26 protein-coding genes are annotated in these 20,647 nt (G+C 63.7%); 13 read left to right on the top strand and 13 right to left on the bottom strand.

The window, feature by feature from the left end; all coding sequences use genetic code 11:
* Positions 1–135: 135 nt before the first annotated feature.
* Entirely contained in the window at positions 136–450 is a 315-nt protein-coding gene (gene sugE / locus FJ527_RS24090) for a quaternary ammonium compound efflux SMR transporter SugE (RefSeq protein WP_015314443.1), read from the bottom strand.
* 198 nt (positions 451–648) lie between these two features.
* Positions 649–774, bottom strand: a complete 126-nt coding sequence (locus FJ527_RS29870) for a hypothetical protein (protein WP_015314442.1) — start codon at positions 772–774, stop codon at positions 649–651.
* A 211-nt stretch (positions 775–985) separates the two neighbouring features.
* Between FJ527_RS29870 and FJ527_RS24080 the strand changes: the two genes are divergently transcribed.
* From FJ527_RS24080 to FJ527_RS24070, 3 genes are all read left to right on the top strand, one after another.
* A complete protein-coding gene (locus FJ527_RS24080; protein ID WP_015314441.1) occupies positions 986–1,795 on the top strand; it encodes a transglutaminase family protein in 810 nt (269 codons plus the stop codon).
* Positions 1,796–1,913: 118 nt separating this feature from the next.
* Positions 1,914–2,867 carry a cation diffusion facilitator family transporter gene (locus FJ527_RS24075; protein ID WP_140711717.1) on the top strand — a complete coding sequence of 318 codons (954 nt, stop codon included), beginning with the start codon at positions 1,914–1,916 and terminating at the stop codon, positions 2,865–2,867.
* Between the two features lie 126 nt (positions 2,868–2,993).
* Positions 2,994–3,398, top strand: coding sequence for a GFA family protein (locus FJ527_RS24070; RefSeq protein ID WP_015314439.1), 405 nt, complete (start codon positions 2,994–2,996; stop codon positions 3,396–3,398).
* 3 nt (positions 3,399–3,401) lie between these two features.
* Here the strand turns inward: FJ527_RS24070 and FJ527_RS24065 are convergent, their stop codons facing one another.
* Entirely contained in the window at positions 3,402–4,658 is a 1,257-nt protein-coding gene (locus FJ527_RS24065; protein ID WP_140789946.1) for a DNA recombination protein RmuC, read from the bottom strand.
* A 103-nt stretch (positions 4,659–4,761) separates the two neighbouring features.
* Between FJ527_RS24065 and def the strand changes: the two genes are divergently transcribed.
* From def to truA, 4 genes are read left to right on the top strand one after another with little or no spacing between them, the layout of a single operon-like run.
* Positions 4,762–5,292: a peptide deformylase gene (gene def / locus FJ527_RS24060; protein WP_140711713.1), complete on the top strand. Its 531-nt coding sequence runs from the start codon at positions 4,762–4,764 to the stop codon at positions 5,290–5,292.
* A 4-nt stretch (positions 5,293–5,296) separates the two neighbouring features.
* Positions 5,297–6,250: a methionyl-tRNA formyltransferase gene (gene fmt, locus FJ527_RS24055; protein ID WP_140824202.1), complete on the top strand. Its 954-nt coding sequence runs from the start codon at positions 5,297–5,299 to the stop codon at positions 6,248–6,250.
* The gene (locus FJ527_RS24050; RefSeq protein ID WP_140824201.1) at positions 6,247–6,753 is read left to right on the top strand and encodes an N-acetyltransferase; all 507 of its coding nucleotides are present in this window, start codon (positions 6,247–6,249) and stop codon (positions 6,751–6,753) included. The genes fmt and FJ527_RS24050 overlap by 4 nt, the downstream gene beginning before the upstream one ends.
* A gap of 23 nt (positions 6,754–6,776) precedes the next feature.
* Positions 6,777–7,529, top strand: coding sequence for a tRNA pseudouridine(38-40) synthase TruA (gene truA, locus FJ527_RS24045; RefSeq protein WP_140719213.1), 753 nt, complete (start codon positions 6,777–6,779; stop codon positions 7,527–7,529).
* A 31-nt stretch (positions 7,530–7,560) separates the two neighbouring features.
* Here the strand turns inward: truA and FJ527_RS24040 are convergent, their stop codons facing one another.
* Positions 7,561–8,193, bottom strand: coding sequence for a transporter (locus tag FJ527_RS24040; protein ID WP_140615228.1), 633 nt, complete (start codon positions 8,191–8,193; stop codon positions 7,561–7,563).
* A 5-nt stretch (positions 8,194–8,198) separates the two neighbouring features.
* Positions 8,199–9,392 (bottom strand): succinyl-diaminopimelate desuccinylase, encoded by a 1,194-nt coding sequence (gene dapE / locus FJ527_RS24035; protein WP_140824200.1) that lies wholly within the window; start codon positions 9,390–9,392, stop codon positions 8,199–8,201.
* 123 nt (positions 9,393–9,515) lie between these two features.
* Between dapE and FJ527_RS24030 the strand changes: the two genes are divergently transcribed.
* A complete protein-coding gene (locus FJ527_RS24030; protein WP_140824199.1) occupies positions 9,516–10,559 on the top strand; it encodes a 2-dehydropantoate 2-reductase in 1,044 nt (347 codons plus the stop codon).
* Here FJ527_RS24030 and FJ527_RS24025 read toward each other — a convergent pair.
* From FJ527_RS24025 to dapD, 4 genes are all read right to left on the bottom strand, one after another.
* Positions 10,459–11,235, bottom strand: a complete 777-nt coding sequence (locus FJ527_RS24025; protein WP_140824198.1) for a hypothetical protein — start codon at positions 11,233–11,235, stop codon at positions 10,459–10,461. The two genes, FJ527_RS24030 and FJ527_RS24025, sit on opposite strands and share 101 nt — an antisense overlap.
* A 69-nt stretch (positions 11,236–11,304) precedes the next feature.
* The gene (locus tag FJ527_RS24020) at positions 11,305–11,688 is read right to left on the bottom strand and encodes a DUF805 domain-containing protein (protein ID WP_224597954.1); all 384 of its coding nucleotides are present in this window, start codon (positions 11,686–11,688) and stop codon (positions 11,305–11,307) included.
* On the bottom strand, positions 11,681–12,043 hold the full coding sequence (locus FJ527_RS24015; RefSeq protein WP_140789931.1) for a DUF805 domain-containing protein: 363 nt from the start codon (positions 12,041–12,043) through the stop codon (positions 11,681–11,683). The genes FJ527_RS24020 and FJ527_RS24015 overlap by 8 nt, the downstream gene beginning before the upstream one ends.
* Before the next feature lie 71 nt (positions 12,044–12,114).
* On the bottom strand, positions 12,115–12,969 hold the full coding sequence (gene dapD / locus FJ527_RS24010) for a 2,3,4,5-tetrahydropyridine-2,6-dicarboxylate N-succinyltransferase (protein ID WP_015314427.1): 855 nt from the start codon (positions 12,967–12,969) through the stop codon (positions 12,115–12,117).
* A 142-nt stretch (positions 12,970–13,111) separates the two neighbouring features.
* On the opposite strand from dapD, the gene FJ527_RS24005 reads away from it, so the two are divergent.
* On the top strand, positions 13,112–13,960 hold the full coding sequence (locus FJ527_RS24005) for an LOG family protein (RefSeq protein ID WP_015314426.1): 849 nt from the start codon (positions 13,112–13,114) through the stop codon (positions 13,958–13,960).
* A gap of 122 nt (positions 13,961–14,082) precedes the next feature.
* Here the strand turns inward: FJ527_RS24005 and FJ527_RS24000 are convergent, their stop codons facing one another.
* On the bottom strand, positions 14,083–14,787 hold the full coding sequence (locus tag FJ527_RS24000) for a pyrimidine 5'-nucleotidase (RefSeq protein WP_140824197.1): 705 nt from the start codon (positions 14,785–14,787) through the stop codon (positions 14,083–14,085).
* Between the two features lie 163 nt (positions 14,788–14,950).
* Between FJ527_RS24000 and FJ527_RS23995 the strand changes: the two genes are divergently transcribed.
* The 3 genes from FJ527_RS23995 to FJ527_RS23985 all read left to right on the top strand — a co-directional run bounded on the left by FJ527_RS23995 (position 14,951) and on the right by FJ527_RS23985 (position 17,518).
* Positions 14,951–15,712 (top strand): GGDEF domain-containing protein, encoded by a 762-nt coding sequence (locus FJ527_RS23995; protein WP_140719195.1) that lies wholly within the window; start codon positions 14,951–14,953, stop codon positions 15,710–15,712.
* Positions 15,713–15,896: 184 nt separating this feature from the next.
* Positions 15,897–16,082, top strand: coding sequence for a hypothetical protein (locus FJ527_RS23990; RefSeq protein ID WP_140789929.1), 186 nt, complete (start codon positions 15,897–15,899; stop codon positions 16,080–16,082).
* Positions 16,079–17,518 (top strand): GMC family oxidoreductase, encoded by a 1,440-nt coding sequence (locus tag FJ527_RS23985; RefSeq protein WP_140824196.1) that lies wholly within the window; start codon positions 16,079–16,081, stop codon positions 17,516–17,518. The genes FJ527_RS23990 and FJ527_RS23985 overlap by 4 nt, the downstream gene beginning before the upstream one ends.
* A gap of 68 nt (positions 17,519–17,586) precedes the next feature.
* On the opposite strand, the gene FJ527_RS29405 is transcribed toward FJ527_RS23985, so the two are convergent.
* Positions 17,587–17,754: a hypothetical protein gene (locus FJ527_RS29405; RefSeq protein WP_015314421.1), complete on the bottom strand. Its 168-nt coding sequence runs from the start codon at positions 17,752–17,754 to the stop codon at positions 17,587–17,589.
* Positions 17,755–17,848: 94 nt separating this feature from the next.
* On the opposite strand from FJ527_RS29405, the gene FJ527_RS23980 reads away from it, so the two are divergent.
* Positions 17,849–18,340 (top strand): MarR family transcriptional regulator, encoded by a 492-nt coding sequence (locus FJ527_RS23980; protein WP_015314420.1) that lies wholly within the window; start codon positions 17,849–17,851, stop codon positions 18,338–18,340.
* 17 nt (positions 18,341–18,357) lie between these two features.
* Here the strand turns inward: FJ527_RS23980 and FJ527_RS23975 are convergent, their stop codons facing one another.
* Positions 18,358–19,326, bottom strand: coding sequence for an amino acid ABC transporter permease (locus FJ527_RS23975; RefSeq protein WP_015314419.1), 969 nt, complete (start codon positions 19,324–19,326; stop codon positions 18,358–18,360).
* The gene (locus tag FJ527_RS23970; RefSeq protein ID WP_140824195.1) at positions 19,323–20,627 is read right to left on the bottom strand and encodes an FAD-binding oxidoreductase; all 1,305 of its coding nucleotides are present in this window, start codon (positions 20,625–20,627) and stop codon (positions 19,323–19,325) included. Before FJ527_RS23970 ends, FJ527_RS23975 begins: the two co-directional genes overlap by 4 nt.
* Positions 20,628–20,647: the final 20 nt, after the last annotated feature.

Below are 20,647 nucleotides of genomic sequence, written 5' to 3'. Positions count from 1 at the left end.
ATGATGAATGAGGGACGCGCCAAGGCGCGGCCCTTTTTCGCGTGTCGGTGTTGCCCACGGGGAGCCTCCCTGCATCCAGGGACGTCGATTCATGATGTCAGCTCGGTCGATAGCGCCAGTCGGTGGACAGGCCGTTCAGGCCGCGAATTTCAGCCCCATGATACCGCAGACAATCAACGCGATGCAGCCGAGCCTGATCGCCGTCGCGGGCTCGCCCAGCAGCCAGACGCCGAGCAGCGCCGTGCCGACGGTGCCGATACCGGTCCACACCGCATAGGCTGTGCCGACAGGCAGGGTCTTCAGCGCCAGGCCAAGCAAGGTCAAACTGACGATCATCGACGCGACCGTGAGCACGGTCGGAACAAGCCTGGTGAAGCCGTCGGTGTATTTGAGCCCGATCGCCCAGCCGATTTCGAACAGGCCGGCGAAGAACAGAAGAATCCATGGCATCGGAACGCTCCATCCAGAACATCCGGCCGAAAGGTCTTCGGATGCTCAATCAAACAATGGGCGGGCCGTCCCAACCGGATTTCGGGAAATGCGAGGTCGTCCCCGCATCGTCGATATAGGGTGTCTGAACGCCCAATCAACAATTCGCCGGCGGCATGTCGGACGCCGCCGGTGAAATCCATGCACGCTCTGCGATATCTACTTTTCCTTGATCCTCGTCGCCTTGACCGGCGGCGCCTTCAGGGCCGGAGCGGCTACAGGCTTCTTGGCGTCTTTCTTTGGTTTGCGGGCTTCCTTGCCTGCCTTCATCGCACCTTTAGCCATGATTCGTTCCTCCAGTTGCGGGAAACGGAGTGAAACAAGACAAACGCCAGACTGCAAGAGGCGAGTGCCTGCTGCCAGCGCCGGCAGGCCGCTTTCAACCGGTTTCTAATTTGCTCGTAAACCCCGGCAGTCCATGCCATGCTTGTCTTCGCACTGCAGCATCGACCCGTGCACCGCCGGGTGATCGTCAGGCAGGCCCGTCAGGACGACAATGCGGATCCATATCGGCTGCGAGATGAGCTTCGACTTTCCGCAGGAAACGCCGCTCATCTCAATGCTCAATGTCCACTATTCCCGCGCCTCCGATCTTGAGCGCCCGGATTTCCTGACCTCCAACCCGCCAGTGCCGATTGAGAGTTATCGCGACAGTTTCGGCAACTGGTGCAACCGGCTCGTCGCCCCGCCCGGGCGTTTCACTTTCGGTACGGATGCGGTGATCCGCGACTCCGGCACGTTCGAGATGGGCGAGTTGATGGCGTGGCAGCATGAGGTGCGAGACCTGCCGGCTGAAACGCTGCTGTTCCTGCTGCCCAGCCGGTTTTGCGAAAGCGACCTCTTGGCAAGCGAGGCATGGCGGCTGTTCGGCCATATGCCATCAGGCATCCCGCGCGTGCAGGCGGTGTGCGATTTCGTCCACAACCACATCGTCTTCGACTACGGCAACGCACGGGTGACGCGCACCGCCGCGGAAGCCTGGCGCGAACGGAGCGGCGTGTGCCGCGATTTCGCGCATCTTGCCGTCACGTTTTGCCGGGCACTCAATATCCCGACGCGCTACTGCACAGGCTACATCAGCGACATCGGCATGCCGAAGCCTTGGGCGAGCATGGATTTCTGCGCCTGGATGGAGGTTTATCTCGGCGGCCGCTGGCACGCTTTCGATCCGCGCAACAACGCGCCACGCATCGGCCGCATCCTGATCGCCTCCGGCCGCGACGCGGCGGATGTGCCGCTAACCCATATCTTCGGGCCAGGGTTGCTTGCGGGCTTCAAAGTGTGGACCGACGAGATCCAGGAATAGCTGGCCTTCCCGCCAGCAGGTTTCGAACACATTGAACGACCCGACGATTGGCGCGTTGTGATGGCTGTGCAACTCCGCGGCAGAGCCGCTACACTGCCTCGAAGGGGATAGAACCTGCATGGCTGGACACGGCGGCTCCAGAACGGTTATCTACGCGGCGCTCGCCGGCAATCTCGCCATAGCGTTGACCAAATTCGCCGCCGCCTTTTTCACCGGCAGTTCGGCCATGCTGTCGGAAGGCGTGCATTCGCTGGTCGATACAGGCAATGGCGGCCTGCTGCTCTACGGCATGCACCGGGCGGCACGCCCCGCGGACAGCTCGCACCCGCTCGGCCATGGCCGTGAACTCTATTTCTGGAGCTTCATCGTCGCCCTTCTGGTTTTCGCGCTGGGCGCCGGCGTGTCGTTCTACGAGGGCATCATCCACATCATGGCGCCGGAGCCGGTCGCCAACGCTAGGGTGAACTACATCGTTCTCGGCCTGTCCTTCCTGTTCGAAGGCAGCTCCTGGCTGGTGGCGCTGAAGGAATTCCGCAAGCAGAAGGGCAAGCAGGGCTGGCTGCAAGCCGTGCAATCGAGCAAGGATCCGAGCGTCTATACCGTGCTGTTTGAAGACAGTGCCGCCCTTCTCGGCCTGGCCGTCGCCTTTGCCGGCATATTGGCGGCGGAGATTTTCGAGATGCCCGAACTCGACGGCGCCGCCTCGATCGGCATCTCGCTCATCCTCGGCACGACGGCAATCTTCCTGGCGCGTGAAAGCAAGGGCCTGCTCATCGGCGAGCCGGCCTCACCCGAGGTGCAGAGGAAGGTGCTGGCGATCGTCCAGCAGGATCCGGCGGTGCAGCGGGCGAACGGCGTGCTGACGGTGCATATGGGTCCGGAAGAAATCGTCGCCGGCCTGAGCATCGAATTCGAGGACCATTTGTCGGCGCCGGAGATCGAGGCCTGTGTCGAGCGCATCGAGGCGCGGTTGAAGAAGGAGATGCCTGAGATCACGCGGCTGTTCGTCAAGCCGCAGACGTCAGGCACCTGGGAAAAGCGGCGCAAGCTGATCGAATCCGCGTCCGGATAGATTCGAGTACGAACTTTGCGACACCGCGGTCCACTTTTCGGGATTCTGGCCTCTGGACCAGCGCCCTGCCGTTGCCTCGGGTCTCCGTGCCGCTAAAATCAGCCGATCGAAGTTGGAGGAATGACAATGAAGATCGACGGCGGCTGCCATTGTGGCGCCATCACCTATGAGGCGGAGGTCGACCCGGAGAAGACCTCGATCTGCCATTGTACCGATTGCCAGCAACTGACCGGTACGGCATTTCGCGTTACCGTTCCTGCGACGGAGGATCACTACCGGATCACCAGCGGCGAACCGAAGATCTACATCAAGACCGTGGCGAGCGGCGCCAAGCGAACGCAGGCTTTTTGTGCCGACTGCGGCTCGCATCTCTATGCGACATCGGTCGGCGACGGTCCGAAGGTCTATGGGATCAGGGTCGGGACCTCGCGGCAGCGCCAGAACCTGGTCCCGAGACACCAGAAATGGCATCGGTCGGCGCTGCACTGGCTTCCGGAATTCGAGGGTATGACGACAGTCGAAGAGCAGTAGCGTTCAGTCGTCGCCTTCGACGACCCTCAATCTCAGCTGCCCGGTCTTTGAATCGGCAGCGCGCGGTGCGGCCTCCACCTTGGCAGGGGCGCCGCCGCGCGGGGCGTCGGGCTCGCCTTCTCCGAATTCCAGCGCCTCGATCTTCTGGCCACGCTTGGTCACTTTCGAGGTCGAGACGAGTATGTCTTCGATGTCCTTGGCCGACTGGCCGAAATGGCCCTGCAATTTGCGCACCCGCTCGTCGACACGCTGGACGTCTTCCATCAGCCTGATGACTTCGCCTTGGATCAGATGCGCCTGCTCGCGCATGCGCGCATCCTTGAGGATCGCCTGGATGACCTGGATCGACAGCATCAAGAGCGAAGGCGAGACGATGATGACGCGGGCACGGTGCGCCTTCTGGACAACCGCTTCGAAATTCTCGTGGATTTCGGCGAACACCGATTCCGACGGCACGAACATGAAGGCGGTGTCCTGGGTTTCGCCCTGCAGCAGGTATTTTTCCGAAATGTCGCGGACATGGACCTCGATATCGCGGCGGAAGGCCTGGGCCGCGACCTTCTGCAGGTCGGCGTTATCGGCGGCGCGGATGGCATTCCACGCTTCCAGGGGAAATTTGGCATCGATGGCAAGCGACGGCGCGCCGTTCGGCATTTTCACCAGGCAGTCCGGCCGGCTGCCGTTCGACAGCGTCGCCTGGAATTCGTAGGCGCCGTGCGGCAGGCCGTCGGCGACGATCGCCTCCATGCGCGACTGGCCGAAGGCGCCGCGCGTCTGCTTGTTGGAGAGGATCGCCTGCAGCTGCACGACCTGGCCGGCCAGCGACTGGATGTTGCCTTGCGCGGTGTCGATGACCGCCAGCCGCTCCTGCAGTTTCGCGAGGCTCTCATGCGTGGACTTGGTCTGCTCGGTCATGGTCTGGCCGATGCGGCCGGTCATGGCGTCGAGCCGCTGGCCGATCGACTGCGTCAATTCGGCTTGGCGGGCGCCGAACACTTCGGCGATGGCGCCCATGCGGCCCTGCATCTCGGCCTGGGATTGCAGAATGCCGGCCATCCGCGCCTCGGCGTCGCGGGCATGGTCGGCGGCTTCCGCTGCGGCGACCGCGCGCGCCTTGGCCGAGCGCCACAGCGCGATGACGAGCGCCACGAACAAGCCGAGAAACAGCAATGTGGCGACGGCCAAGACGTGGCCGAGCGTGATAGTCGAGGCGCCGAGCCGTGCGGCGGGCTCCGAAAGGATGGTGCTCAGATCATTCATGTGGACAGCATAGCCGATTCGGCGGTCTGGCACAGATCAAAACGTGAACGAGGCGCAGGCGCACCGGTTGACGCCTTTCTATTGAGGTCTTAGGTGAAACGCCATGCCGATCAAGCCGCTCATCATTCTTCCCGATCCCATCCTGCGCCAGGTCTCCAAGCCGGTGGAGCGCGTCGACGCGCCGGTGCGCAAACTTGCCGACGATATGCTGGCGACCATGTATGACGCACCCGGCATCGGGTTGGCGGCAATCCAGGTCGGCGAGCCCCTGCGCATGCTGGTGATCGATCTCGCCAAGGAAGACGAAGCCCCGGCGCCACATGTCTTCATCAATCCGGAAATTCTCGAAAGCGCCGACGCGCGGTCCGTCTACGAGGAAGGCTGTCTGTCGATCCCTGATTACTATGCCGAGGTCGAGCGCCCGGCTTCGGTGAGGGTCAAATATCTGGACCGTGACGGCAAGCTGCAGGAGATCGAGGCCGAGGGGCTGATGGCAACCTGTCTGCAGCACGAGATCGACCACCTCAACGGCGTGCTGTTCATCGACCACATCTCGAAGCTGAAGCGCGACATGGTGGTGAAGAAGTTCAAGAAGCTCGCCAGGGACAAGGCGCCAGGCAAGCTGGTGGGATAGGGCAATGCCCCTTCGCGTCATCTTCATGGGCACGCCGGAGTTTTCGGTGCCGACGCTGCGCGCCATCGCCGAGGCTGGCCACGAGATTTCAGCCGTCTACACGCAGCCGCCGCGCGCCGCCGGCCGGCGCGGGCTGGAACTGACGCCGTCACCGGTGCAGCGCGAGGCCGGGCGGCTTGGCATCGAGGCGCGAACGCCGGCATCGTTGAAAAGCGAGGCCGAGCAGGCCGCTTTTGCCGACCTGGGCGCCGATATCGCCGTGGTCGTCGCTTATGGATTGCTGTTGCCCAAGGCAGTTCTGGAGGCACCCCGGCTTGGCTGCGTCAACGGCCATGCGTCGCTTTTGCCGCGCTGGCGCGGCGCCGCGCCCATCCAGCGCGCCATCATGGCTGGAGACACCGAGACCGGCATGATGGTGATGCGCATGGAGGCGGGGCTGGATACCGGCCCGGTGGGACTGGTTGAAAAATGCGCCATCGGCCCCGATATGACAGCCGGCGATCTGCACGATCGGTTGATGAGTGTCGGCGCTGCCCTGATGGTGGAAGCGTTGGCGCGGCTGGAACAGAACACCCTGGCATTTACCGCGCAGGCGGCCGAAGGGGTGACTTACGCCAGGAAAATCGATAAATCCGAGACGCGCGTGGAGTGGACACGGCCCGCGGCCGAGGTTCACAACCACATTCGTGGCCTGTCGCCGTTTCCCGGCGCCTGGTCCGAGATTGAAATTGGCGGCCGTATGGAACGGCTGAAACTGCTTCGCTCGACGCTATCCGAAGGCGTGTCGCCTTCGGAAGATTTGGGCGAGTCGGGAGGAATTCTCGATGACCGGCTGACAGTCGCCTGCGGAAAAGGCGCGGTCAGGCTGGTCGAAGTTCAACGTGCGGGCGGAAAGCCCGCCGCCGCGTCGGAATTCCTGCGCGGAGCCAAGATCGAAAAAGGACTGAAATTCTCATGAGCATGATGTCGATACGCGCGGCGACGCCGCGGGACCGCGAGGCCATCCGCCTCGTCGAGGAACACGCTTTCGGCCAGCAGACGGAGGCCGGACTGGTCGACGCGTTGGTGACCGGCGGTGACGCCGTCGTCGAACTGGTGGCGGAAGAGGACGGCCAGGCCGTCGGCCATATCCTGTTCTCACGGCTGTTCGTGCAGAGCGGCGGCAAGAGTTTTGCCGCCGTGGCGCTTGCGCCGCTGGCGGTGGAGCCTTCCTTCCATCGCAGCGGCATCGGCGGCGCGTTGATCCGCGAGGCCCATATTCGGCTCAAGGACGCCGGCGAGACACTGGCCGTCGTGCTGGGCGATCCGGCCTATTACGGCCGTTTCGGCTATAGCCACGCCCGCGCAGAAAAGTTCGAAAGCGAAAACCAGGGCGAGGCGCTGCAGGCGCTGGCCTGGGGCGAAGCTCCCGAATCCGGCAGGCTGGTCTACGCCTCCGCCTTCACCGCTCTCGCCGCCTAGGCGGGGGCGTATAGCCGACCGGCATGCCGCGTTTTCGCCTCGATATCGAATATGACGGCAGCCTGTTTGCCGGCTGGCAGCATCAGGCCGACCAGCCTTCGGTGCAGCAGGCGATCGAGCAGGCGATCGAGAAATTCTGCGGCGAGGCGGTCCGGCTGCGCGCCGCCGGCCGCACCGATGCCGGCGTGCACGCGACCGCGCAGGTGGCGCATGTCGACCTTGCCAGGGCGTGGCCCGACGACAAGGTGCGCGATGCCGTCAATGCACACCTGCAGGCGGCCGGCGCGCGCATCGTCATCCTGAAGGCCACGATCGTCCCGGACGATTTCGATGCCCGTTTCTCCGCCATTGGCCGGCACTATCTCTACCGCATCCTCAACCGGCGGGCGCCCTCGGCGCTGGAAAAGGGTAAGGTGTGGTGGGTGCCGAAGCGGCTCGATGCCGCCGCCATGCACGAGGCGGCGAAGCTCCTGCTCGGCCGGCACGACTTCACCACCTTCCGCTCGACGCAGTGCCAGGCTAACAGCCCGATCAGGACATTGGAGCGGCTCGATGTGAGCCGGGCGGGCGATGATCTGATCGAGGTGAGGGCATCGGCACGATCCTTCCTGCACAACCAGGTGCGCTCGATGGTCGGCTCGCTGAAGCGGGTCGGCGACGGCGGCTGGACATCGGGCGACCTCAAGGCGGCGCTCGAGGCGCGAAACCGCGCCGCCTGCGGCCAGGTGGCGCCGCCCGACGGGCTTTTTCTCATTGGCGTCGATTATCCCGGGTAGAACCCTGGTTCTCCCGGGTAGAATCCTGGTTCTATCCGGGATAAAGCCCGGAAAGGCTCTGGCCCCCGACATCGTCCGGCACGGAGATGCCAAGCAGCATCTGCAGTCCGAACAGCACCAGCAGCGAAGCGACGAACATGCCGACGAAAACGGCGGTGCCGAAGGCAGCGCCCCTGCCGATCGTCGCGTTGGTCATGCGCCAGGTCAGCACCATCGACAGGGAAAATAACAGCAGCGACACAAGGCTCGAGACCTGGCTTGCCGAGGACAGGAAAAGCCTGATCAGCGCCGAAGGCAGCATCAGCCAGGCAGTGATCGCCGAGGCCCAGTTGCTGGCCACGACATAGTGGACGAAGCGCCCGCCGATGCCGGCGCGCCGCGCCACCAAGGCGAGCGCCACCAGCGGCAGTACCCAGGAGCCGATATCGACCGTCGCCAGTCGCACCAGCATGCTGAAGCGGCCGGCGAAGGCATCGGGATCGCCGATCTCGTTGGCGATGCCGACCCAGCCGACGATCAGCGCCGGTGCCGCGACGATGATGGCGAAGAACGAATTCCAGAAGCCGTCGGCCGTGAGGTCGAGCAGGCGCAGGCCGTCGGCCTTGCCGAGCATCAGCCGCCAGGCGCCGGTCAGCGAAGCTTGGGTTTCGTCCGCCGAAAGCATGCTGATCAGCCCTGTCCGAACCAGTCGTCGATGAAGCGCTGGTAGATCCGCGTCAGCGTTTCCAGATCGGCGATGGCCACGCGCTCGTCGACCATGTGCATGGTCTTGCCGACCAGGCCGAATTCGACCACCGGGCAATAATCCTTGATGAAGCGCGCATCCGATGTGCCGCCGGAGGTGGATAGCGCCGGCTTTTTGCCGACCACCGCCTTGACCGAGCCGCTCAGCGTCTCGACCAGCCTGTCGTCGCGGGTCAGGAAGACGTGGCTCGGCCGGTCGCGCCAGACCAGCTCATAGTCGACTGGCGTCTTCTTGCCCGGCCGGTATTTCTTGCGCCCAGCCGCCTGATCGAGGCGGTTGTGGATTTCCGCCTGGACCGTCTCGGCCGTCCAGCTGTCGTTGAAGCGGATGTTGAAGGTGGCGGTTGCCTTGGCGGGAATGACGTTGGTGGCCGGGTTGCCGACATCGATGGAGGTCACCTCGAGGTTGGTCGGCTGGAAATCCTTGGTTCCCTTGTCGAAGACGGGATGCAGCAAGGCGTCCACCAGGCTCATCAGGCCGCGCACCGGGTTGTCGGCAAGCTGCGGATAAGCGGCATGGCCCTGGCGGCCATTGACGGTGATGCTACCCGACATCGAGCCGCGCCTGCCGACCTTGATCATGTCGCCGAGCGTGTCCGGATTGGTCGGCTCGCCGACGATCGACGCGTCCCATTTCTCGCCTTTGGACGCGGCCCATTCGAGCAGCTTGACCGTGCCGTTGATGGCAGGCCCTTCCTCGTCGCCGGTGATCAGCAGCGAGACCGAGCCCTTCGGGCCACCATTCGCCTCGACGTGGCGCGCCACCGCGGCGATGAAGCAGGCAATGCCGCCCTTCATATCGACCGCGCCGCGGCCATACATTTCGCCATTGGCGATGTCGGCGGCGAAAGGCGGATGCGTCCAGGCGGCTTCGTCGCCGACCGGCACCACGTCGGTATGACCCGCGAACATCAGATGCGGGCCATTGCCGGAGCGCCGTGCATAGAGGTTCTCGATGTCGGGCGTGCCGTCTTCGGAGAACACCGGCCGATCGACCAGGAAGCCGAGCGGCTTCAGCATCGCCTCCAGCGCGCTCAGCGCGCCGCCTTCGGCTGGTGTCACCGAGGCACAGCGGATGAGAGAGGCAAGGTTTGCGGCGGGGTCAGTCGGCAGCGTCATGGCAAAAGCGATAGTCGAAAGCGAATGGCCTGTCACGGCCAGACATGGGCCAAGCCAATGGCCGACGATACCGCCGACATTATGGTTTCATGTCGTATAGTTCTGGCTGATGCGGAGTAAGAGATGGCAAACGGCGAAAAAAGGATCGTCATTGCCGGCGCCGGCAGCATTGGCTGTTATGCCGGCGGCTGCCTGGCGCTCGCCGGGCGGCGGGTTGTCCTGCTTGCCAGGCCGCGCATCGAGGCAGCGCTGCGGCAGGGCGGATTGCGCGTCAGCGACCTCGAGGGCCGCGATCGCCTGATCAAGCCGGCAGAGCTTGCCGTCACCGCCGATCCGGCCGCGTCCTTGCCGGGGGCCGATGTGATCCTGGTCACCGTCAAAAGCGGCGCGACGCGGGAAATGGCGGCACTCATCAAGGCCCATGCCCGTCCCGATGCCGTGGTGGTGAGCCTGCAGAACGGCGTCGACAACGCCGACAGGCTGCGCGCGGTGCTTGGCCCGCGAACGGTGCTGGCTGGCATGGTGCCGTTCAATGTCGTGCAATCAGCCGATGGGGAGCTGCCGTTGCGCGTCCACCGCGCCAGCGACGGCAAGGTGATGGTCGAAGAAGGCAGTGCCGGCCTCGCCGACCTTCTCGACACCGAAGGCTTGGCTGCCGAAACGCGTGGCGATATGAAGGCCGTGCTGTGGGGCAAGCTTCTGATGAACCTGAACAATGCGCTGGTGGCGCTGTCGGGCCTGCCGCTGGCAACCGAACTCGCTGACCGGCGCTGGCGGCTGATCCTGGCCAGCCAGATCGACGAGGCCTTGCTGGCGATGAAGGCCTCCGGCATCGAGCCGGCGCGGATCGCCGGCCTGCGCCCGACGCTGCTGCCGAAGGTGCTCAGGTTGCCCGACTGGCTGTTCAAGCTCCTGGCCCGGCGCATGCTGGCGATCGATCCCGAGGCGCGCTCGTCGATGTGGGACGATCTGCAGCGTGGCCGGTCGACCGAGATCGACGACTTGCAAGGCGCTGTTTTGCGGCTCGCTGAAAAAGCCGGTACGCCGGCGCCGACGGTCCAGCTTATCAGCGCGCTGGTGCGCGCGGCGGAAGCCGAGCGGCTTGGCTCGCCAAGCCTGGTGCCGGAGAAGGTTGTGGCGCCGCCGTCCGGCCGTCGATCAACGTGATCTTCTGCCAGATCTTGCGCGACAGGTTGGACGCCAGGTTCTCGATGTCGTTGACGCCGTCGATGACGACGGCGTCATTGACGGATTGCGCGAACAGCGCCGCGATCTTGCCGGTGATCGACAGCATTTCGGAGCAATAGTCGAGATAGCGCGCGAGATCCGCGGCATTGGTGAGACGGGCCGGCGAATGCGCCGTCGGCTTGAAGCTGGCCGACAGCGCCGCCGGATCCTTGGTCAACTGGTGCATGTCGATGACGTGGATCAGCGATCTGAGGCCGTGCAACTGGCGAAACACCTGCTTGCGCTTGATGCGCTCCTCGGTGCGGATCAGGGCCAGGAAGCCGAGCACGGCGAGGATGATCATGTTGATCGTGGCTTCGATGCCTTGCACCGACTGCACCGCGTCGTCGGCCTGGGAGATGTGAATGAGCGGCAGGATGGTGCCGACGAACAGGAAGATCAGCGCGCCCGCGATGACGGCGGCGACGATGATGCCACGCAGCCACCAGATAGGCGCTTCCAGGGCCTTGGCGGCCTTGGCCAGATCGCGCGACAGCGACACAAGTTCGGCGGCAACGCCGCGCAACCCGGCCTCCGGAAAACGGTCGGCCACACGCCCTTCCAGCCGCTCGGCGGTTTCGATGATCAGTTTCGGATCAAGCGTGCGGTAGCGCATGGCGATCCGATCGGCCCCCTAGGGCATGATGCCGAAAAGTGTGAAGCGGTTTTCCGACGACGTCATGCTCTATTTCTTTGATTCTGCCGGCTCGTTGGTGCGCCGGCCATAACGGTTGGGTCCAGGCTGCCCTGGAAACAGGCACAACACAAGGAAGGCGACGATCGAGACGACCGGCACGAACAGGATCAGCGCGGCGATACCCGGCTTGTCGAGGTCGTGCAGCCGCTTCACCGCCAGCGCGATGTTCGACCACAGCGAGGCGATGAAGGCGATGAAGAAGATGAACGACCACATGTTGCTCTCGGCCGAACCCTCCGGCACCAGCGTGAAGCGGTACAGCGGAAATGCCTGGATGATGGCGACGAGCAACCCGCCGAGAAAATAGGCCGCGCGGCTGACGCGGCCCGAGGTCTTGAGGAAAAGCCAGTTGAGATCCGATCTTTCAGGCAAGCGGGTCCGATCCATATTGATTGGCACCCCTGGTGCCTTCGAGAATGCCGAGTTCGACCAGCAGCCAGATGCCGCCGATGACGGGTACGAAGCCAATCAGCGTCCACCAGCCCGACTTGTTGCGGTCGTGCCAGCGTTTGGCATAGAGGGCAATCGCGAAATAGATCGATGCCAGCGCGAAGAGGATGCCGATGATGCCGATCTGGGCACCGCTGGCCGTGGTGACACGCGTGCCGAGGATCGCATCGAGAATGAAAGCAATAACGCCGATAACGATGAATACGCCGATGCCAGCCCAGAACTTGCCCCGGTTGATACGGCCATCAAAGCTTGTGAGCAGATATTTCCAGTCCATGTCACCCCTCCAGTTGAACCAGCGCGGCCGATTGTCGCGCCGTCGGAAGGTGCGCCTGCCCGGCGGAAAGATCAATCGCGCAGCAATTCGTTGATCGAGGTCTTGGACCGGGTCTTGGCGTCGACCCGCTTGACGATGACAGCGCAGTAAAGACCTGGGCCCGGCTCGTTGTTTGGAAATGCCTTGCCCGGTAGCGAGCCGGCGACGACCACGGAATTCGGCGGCACCTCGCCATAGAAGATCTCGCCGGTGGCGCGGTCGACGATCTTGGTCGACTGGCCGATGAAGACGCCCATGCCCAGAACGGAGCCTTCGCGCACGATGCAGCCCTCGACCACTTCGGAACGCGCCCCGATGAAGCAATTGTCCTCGATGATGGTGGGGCCGGCCTGCATCGGCTCCAGCACGCCGCCGATGCCGACGCCGCCCGACAGGTGGACGTTCTTGCCGATCTGGGCGCAGGAGCCGACCGAGGCCCAGGTATCGACCATGGTGCCGCTATCGACATAGGCGCCGACATTGACGAAGGACGGCATCAAAACCGCGCCCGGCGCGACATAGGCCGAACGGCGCACGATCGACGACGGCACGGCGCGGAAGCCCGCCTTCTCGAAATCGACGGCGCCCCAGCCGTCGAACTTGGACGCCACCTTGTCCCACCACACGGCCTCGCCGGGGCCGCCCTTGATGATCTCCATCGGATTGAGCCGGAAGGAGAGCAGCACCGCCTTCTTCAGCCACTGGTTGACATGCCACTTGCCGTCGGCCTGCCGCTCGGCGACGCGGGCGGTGCCGCGGTCGAGCAGGTCGAGTGCCGACTGGATGGCGTCGCGCACCTCGCCGCGGGTCGCGGTCGAAATGGCGTCGCGTTCCTCGAAGGCCCTGTCGATGGTCTTTTCGAGGCTCGCCAGATCGGGCTTCGACATGAATTTGCTCCATTACCAAGCTGTTAAGGGCTGCGCCTTAACCTGTTTAAAAGTCGCGCGGACCCTATGTTAAGGTGGAATGGGGGTCAATCGCGCCAGCGTCATGGGACGGCGCAAGTAAAGGAATGGACGGGTGGATTCGATGACTCCCATGGAAAAGGCGGGATGGACGCCGCTGCCGCACTCGGATGAGGATCTGGAGCGGTCGAAAAGCGTGCCGGACACGCCGCAAACGCGGGCCGAGACCTACCGCCTGGCCTGGAACGATCCCGACTTCATGACCCGGCGCGAGCTGCGCGCCGTCAGGCTGCAACTGGAACTGCTGAAGCCGGAAATGATCCTCGCCGAGCGCGGCATTCGTTCGACCGTGATCCTGTTCGGCGGCGCGCGCCTGCCGGAGCCCGGCGGCGAGGCCTGGGCGGCCAAGAACGAGATGCAGAAGAAGAACCTTGAGGAAAACAGCAAATATTACGAGGAGGCGCGCAAATTCGCCCGCCTCTGCTCGCAGCAGTCGGCCACGTCATATTATCGCGAATATGTGGTGGTGACCGGTGGCGGTCCGGGCGTCATGGAAGCGGGAAACCGCGGCGCCGATGATGTCGGCGCGCCGTCGATCGGGCTCAACATCGTGCTGCCGCACGAGCAGGCGCCGAACCCCTATGTGACGCCGGAGCTCTGTTTCAACTTCCACTATTTCGCCATCCGCAAGATGCACTTCGTCATGCGCGCCAAGGCCGTGGCGGTGTTTCCCGGCGGCTTCGGCACGATGGACGAGTTCTTCGAGACGCTGACGCTGATCCAGACCGGACGCATGGAGCGCGTGCCGGTGATCCTGTTCGGCAAGTCCTTCTGGAAGCGGGCGATCGACCTCGACTTCCTCGCCGAGCAGGGCACGATCAGCCCGGGCGACCAGGACATCATCGATTTCGTCGACACAGCCGACGAAGCCTGGGGCATCATCAGCCGCTTCTACAAGCTAGGGAGTGAGTGAGTAGGCAGTAGGAATTAGTGAGTAGGGATCAGTCAGTAGTGAGCGAGCGAAAGGTGTGCTCCTCCACTACTCACTACTCACTACTCACTACTCACTACTCACTACTCACTACTCACTACTCACTACTCACTATTCACTATTCCCGTCAAAAATTCCGCGAGATCGTCGGTGACGTAGTCGACGTCGTCTTCCTGCGCCGGGTCGCGTTCCCAGATTTCCGAGAAGGTCGGCTCGAAATTGCGCGGCACCACGAGAACCGTCGTCATGCCCAGCGACTTCGGCACGGCCAGGTTGCGGGCGAGGTCCTCGAACATCACCGCATTGTGGCCGGTGACGGCGTGCAGTTCGGCGAACTTCTCATAGGTCTGACGCGCCGGCTTGGGATTGAGGCCGGCAGCGACGATATCGAAAATGTCGTCGAAATGGTCGAGGATGCCAAGTTGGCGCGCGGTGCGCTCGGCATGCCTGCGGTCGCCATTGGTGAAGATGAATTTGCGGCCGGGAAGCTGGCGGATGGCGGTGCCGAGAACAGGATCGGGCACCAGCCACGAATAGTCGATGTCATGGACCTTCTCCAGAAAGTCGTCGGGATCGATGCCGTGGCGCGTCATCAGCCCGTTCAGCGTCGTGCCGTATTCGCGATAGAGCTCCTTCTGCAGCTTGCGCGCCTCCTCGCGCGGCAGCGCCAGCAGTTCCCCGACATAGGCGGTCATCTTGACGTCGATCTGCGAGAACAAATTCGAGTGATGCGGGTAGAGCGTGTTGTCGAGGTCGAACACCCAGTCGGTGACATGGGCGAAGCGGGCGGGATCGGGAAGCGTGGTCATGCGCTCCTTATGGCATGAAACAGGGATTCTGAAAGGGACTTTATCCACAACTTATGCGCGTCGAGAGTGGCGGAAATGGCCTCACGATTCAAATTTTAGCCATCCCGGAAAGGTGGCCTTCAGGGCTTGCTGGCACAGAGACAAGTCCTGTGGGGAGCCCGCGATGAATAGCATTATTCTCAAATCCGCCGCCATCGCCTTCGCCTCCGTCGCTGCCTCGCTCCTGCTGACATTGATCATCGTCCCAGCGATGGGATTCCCGGTCACGCGCACGATCTGGCTGACGTCGACGGTCTGTCCGCTGGTCCTTGCCTGGACGGCATGCGCCGGCACGTTCTGGCAGAGCGACAGGTTGAAAAATGCCCATCGCGAATTGGCCCGTGCCCATGCCCAACTCGCCGCGGCGCACCGCCGCCTGGCGGAAAAGGCGAGCCGCGACGACATGACCGGCATGCTCAACCGGGAAAGCTTCTTTGCCGCGTTGGACGGCTCCCGGCGCAAGTCCGACCGCGGCGCGCTGCTGATCATCGACGCCGATCATTTCAAGAAGATCAATGACAATTTCGGTCACCTGACCGGGGACGACGCGCTGCTGTTGATCGCCAGCGCCATCGAGCGCGGCGTGCGCAGCGGCGACGTGCTCGGCCGGATCGGCGGCGAGGAGTTCGGCGCGTTTCTGACCGGAGCCACGGAACAGGAGGCCAAGCGCGTTGCCGAACGGATCCGTCGCGAGGTCGAGCTGATCCGCTTCCGACCCGTCGATGAGCGAACCATTCCGTTGACCGTTAGCATCGGCGGCACCGTGTGCGGCGAGGATGTCAAGGTATCGGACCTGATGCGCGCTGCGGACCGGCGCCTCTACCAGGCCAAGCATGCGGGCCGCAACCTGACGATCCTCGATACCGACATTTCCGAAGCCGCATGAGCGGGTTGGCCAGCACACCCGGCCGGTTAAGAAATCTCTAACCCTGTTTGCATCCGGTTGTGCCGCTTGTCAGGCTTTTTACCGCCTTGAGGCCATGCTTGGCACGATACTGGCTTCCGTGACGATGCGTGTGCCGTTCGGGGAATGTCATACGCGCATCGAAGTCCCAGCCGAGAGGCCTGCCATGAGTTTCTTGATCAAAAAAATGTCGCGCCGCACGCTCGTGCAGGCGCTGATCGCCCTGCCTGCGCTGTCCTTGTTCCGCAAGCTGCCTGATACGGCCGCCACCCATGCCGGTTCATCCCGGGCCAATCCCGACGAGATCGTCGAGGTCAATGGCTGGATCCTGAAGCGGAGCGACCTGGCATGATCTTCGACAGCTACGACGCGTATCGCGCCGCCAATTTCGCGCCAAAGGTCTGTGTACTTGGTTCCGGCCCCGCCGGCACCACGCTCGCCAGGAAACTTGGCGCGGCCGGCATCCCGGTCGTGGTGCTGGAAGCCGGCTCGCGGGAATTCAGCGACGAGTCGCAGGATTTCTACCGCGGCACCACGGTCGGCGATTCCTACTTCGATCTCGATATCACGCGGTTGCGGTTCATGGGCGGCAGTTCCAATCACTGGGCCGGTTGGTGTCGCGTGCTCGACAAACAGGATTTCGAGCCGAAAGCCTGGGCACCCGACACCGGCTGGCCTATCCGGCGCGCCGACATCGAACCCTATCTTGCGGAAGTGCGCGATATCCTCGACCTTCCAGATTTCCGGCCAGATGTGCCGATCTCGGACGACATTCGCTGGGTGCAGCTGATCAAGAGCCCGGCGGTCCGGTTTGCAGAAAAGTTCGGCGACCAACTCGACCAGAGCAAAAACATCGCCGTCGTGCTCAACACCTACGCCACCGAGCTTGCCGGAGATGGCAAACGCGTGACTGGCGCCAGATTATGGTCCAACGGGCAGGACGCCGGCTCGTTCAGCGCCGACTATTTCATCGTCTGCACCGGCGGACTGGAGAATTCCCGGCTGCTTTTGTGGTCCAACCGGCGCTCCAACGGCGGCGTCGTGCCGAACGCGACGGCGCTTGGCCGCTACTGGATGGAGCATCCGACCTTCGAGGGCGGCAATGCCATCCTGGCCGACGACGGCGCGTTCGAGGTCGATGCCGTCAAGGAGGCCTTCTTCTCGCCGATGGCTGCCGCGATGGAACGGCTCAGGATCATGAATTTCGGCATCAGGCTGATCGAGACTCCCTATCCGGGCGTCAAGAGCCTGATCGCTGATCTTGCCTGTACGGCGCCGCACATGGCGGAATGGGTGTCGGGCAAGCTCGACCAGAACCTGCGTTGCGCCGCTCAGCTTTATGTCGCTTGGGAACAGGCGCCGCTGGCTTCGAACCAGATCGAGCTGTCGAAAACCGAGGTCGACCATGCCGGCGTGCCGCGCATCGAACTGCACTGGAAGAAATCGGAACTGGAACGCCGCACCCTTCTCGAAGGCTTAAGGCTGTTCGGCACGACGCTTGCCCAGAAGAACCTGGGCCGGGTGCGCATTGCCGACTGGATCTCGAAGGGCGACGATTATCCGACCAACGAAGAGACGGCGGGCCACCATCATATGGGCGGCACGCGCATGGGCACCGACGTCACCAGGAGCGTGGTGGACGCCAACTGCAAGGTGCATGGCATGGACAATCTCTATGTCGGCGGCTCTTCGGTCTTTTGCACGTCGGGACAAGCCAATCCAACGACGACGATCACCGCGCTCGCCTGCCGGCTGGGTGAGCACCTGAGCAAGGTGGTCACGGTCTGAGCGCAGTCGTCGTCCCTGCTCGGATCACCACCCGTTCTGCCGACGCCAAGGATGGCGCCGGCAGAGGCTCAAAAGCCGTAGAGGGCGATGCGCACCAGCACGGCGGCGGCGGCGAGCGACACCAGCAGGATGCCGAGGCCGATAGGCGATCCCCAGCCGTACCATTCCATCGCCAGCTTCGCGTATCTGAACTCTTCCTCATGCGAGAGAGGCGTACGCTGTTGGATCAGGCTCATTTTCCACTCCTCGTTGGCGGCCGCCCCTTGCCTATCGCAAGCCGTGGCCGCATATTGCTATAATAGTCTAAATGTTAGACAGATTGATAATTAGATGATCGAACTAAATTCGTCAAGCGGAGATCGCGCCGAACTGACCGCCGCGATCGGCCTTGCCATCATGCAGTGGCAGGACGCGACGCAGGCCTATGACGATGCGGTAGGCGCGAGACTCGGCCTCAACATGGCCGAGCGCCACTGTATCGGACTGCTGCATGGCGGCCCGCAATCGGCCGGCGCGATCGCGGCCGCGACCGGGCTGACGCCGGCCGCGGTGACCGCGCTGATCGATCGGCTGGAGGCGCGCGGTCTCTTGACGCGCACGCGCAGCCTCGAGGACAGGCGCAAGGTGGTTATCGAGGCAACGGAGACAACACGGGAGCTCTCGGCGCGCTATTACGGCGCCATCGCGCGGGAAGGTGAAAAGCTCATTGCCACGTTCGGCGACGCCGAGCTTGCCACCATCCGGCGCTTCGTCACCGCCGCGCTCGAGCTGCAGCGCGACCAGCTTGTGCGGCTGAAGGCCGAGGCACCGCAGCCGCGCTGATTTTAGGCGTCAAACCCCTAGCGGTCCGATCGGCCGAAGCGCCGTTCGAGATAGGCCTGGCCGAATTCCAGCGCGATCGACAGGATCCAATAGATCATCGAGGCGGTGATCAGCATCTCGATATGGCGGAACTCCGTCTGGCCCATCGTGCGGGCGAGATACATGATCTCCCAGACGCCGACGACCGACACCAGCGAGGAATCCTTCAGCATGGCGATGAACTGGTTGCCGGTCGGCGGGATGATGACGCGCATGGCCTGCGGCAGGATGACCAGCGCCATGGTCTGGCCGGGGCTCAGGCCGAGCGCCGTGGCGCCTTCGCTTTGGCCGCGCGGGATGCTTTCGATGCCGGCGCGGAAGATCTCGGTCATGTAGGCGCCATAACACAGCGACAACGCAACGATGCCGGCCGGCACCGCGCCGATCACATAGCCGACCTGCGGCAGGCCGAGATAGATGATGTAGATCTGCATCAGCAACGGCAGGCCGCGAAACAGCGACGTGTAGAAGGTGGCCAGCCCGTAGACGATGCCGTTGCCGGTCAGTTTGGCGATGGCCCCGATAAGCGCGATGGTCGTTGCGATGAGAATCGAGATCGCCGAAATGTAAAGCGTCGTGGTGACGCCCTGGGTGATCAGGAAGCCAACCTTCCTGGCAATGAAGGCAAAGGAGAGGTCGAAGGAATAGAAGAACAGCATCAGCAGCGCGAACAGCTCGATCCAGACGCCGGCGATCTGCTGGCGTCGGGGCATGAGCAGCAGCAGCTTGCAGTTCACCAGAACCAGGAGCGCGATCAACACGGCCGAGAGGGCGCGCGACAAGGCTGGATTGGCCTGCAACCAGTCGGATGCAAGCGGCATCACCGAGCCGATCCAGCTCGACTTGATGCCCATGGCGTAGAGGGCCGCGGCCAGCAGCGCGGGAAAAAGCGCGGCCGCCGCGTGGCGGGCAAGCCCTGGATGGGAGAGCATCAGCCTGCCGATCATGCCGTCACCTTGTCCTTGGTGGTGGCGCGGCGTTCCCGCCACCAGTCCTGCGCCTGCAATTTCCAGTAGGTGAGCTGCGCGGCGGCCAGGCCACCGGCGCCGCCGGCCCAGCTCAGTCCGAATGGCGCGAACTGCCGATACCGGTCCGAAGCGCCCAGAATGCCCTCGGCGACTACTTTTCCGGCAATCGCCGTGGTGTTGAGGCCATGGCCACCAAAAGCGGTGCAGTACCAGACGCCCGATTGCAGCTCCCCGATCTGGGGCATCAGATGCCGGGCATAGGACATCAGCCCCGACCAGGCCAATTCGGTCTTGAGGCCGGCGAGCTGCGGGTAGGTGCCGACCATTTCACGGCGCAATTCTCGCGCCAGCGCGTCGGCGGAAGCGGCACGCGTGGTGATGCGCCCGCCCCACAAAAGGCGATTGCCGCTCTCTACCAGACGATAATAGTCGCCGGCCCGCCTGTTGTCGCCGACGGCATCGGTGGTGGCGACGGCTTGCGCGATGAGGCGGGGAGCCGCCTCGGAAACCATCACATAGGTCGCGATGGGCAGAAAGGCGCGGTAGAGCTGGCCGAACACCGGGCCGGTATAGCCGCCGGTCGCGAGCACGATCTGGGGCGCCCGAAGCGTGCCCTGGCTCGTGCGCAGCATCTTTTGCGGTCCCGACAGGTCGCATTGCACGACCTCGGAACTCTCATGGATCTTGCCGCCCAGCCGCTCGATCTCGTCGGCCAGGCAACGCAGATAGTTGAGCGGATGGATGTGAAAGGCGTTCGGGTCGCGCAGGCCCTGGTGGTAGCGAGCCGACTTCAGCACCGCGCGCACATCTTCGCCGCGCAGATATTGAAGCTCGTAGCCGTGGTCGCGTGCCATCTGGTCGGCATAGGCCTTCAGCGCATCGCCGCCGTCGTAGCGCAAGACGCTGAGCAGGCCGGCACGCGGCTGGGCGGCCGATATTCCGAGCGCTTCGATGGTGTCGCGCACGAATTCCATGCCTTCGATCGACAGCCGGTGCAGGTCGCGCGCTGCCTCCTCGCCGACACGTGCGGCGATAGTGTCGCCGCCGGTGGCGAAGCCGGGCGTGACGAAGCCGCCATTGCGTCCCGAAGCGCCGAAACCGACGACCTGGGCTTCCAGCACCACGACGTGCAGTCCGGCACGCGCCAGTTGCAGCGCTGTCGTCAGCCCGGCCAATCCGGCGCCGACGACGGCCACGTCACATCGCGCCTCGCCTTTGAGCGGGGGCCGCGTCTTCCGGTCGGTCAGGGTGCGGGCGTAATAGGTGTCCGGATAGGCCATGGACGACTTTGCGGTGAGGG

The organism is Mesorhizobium sp. B2-4-18 (assembly GCF_006441385.1).
Lineage (GTDB): Bacteria > Pseudomonadota > Alphaproteobacteria > Rhizobiales > Rhizobiaceae > Mesorhizobium > Mesorhizobium australicum.
This window is presented reverse-complemented; position numbering and strand designations above follow the sequence as displayed.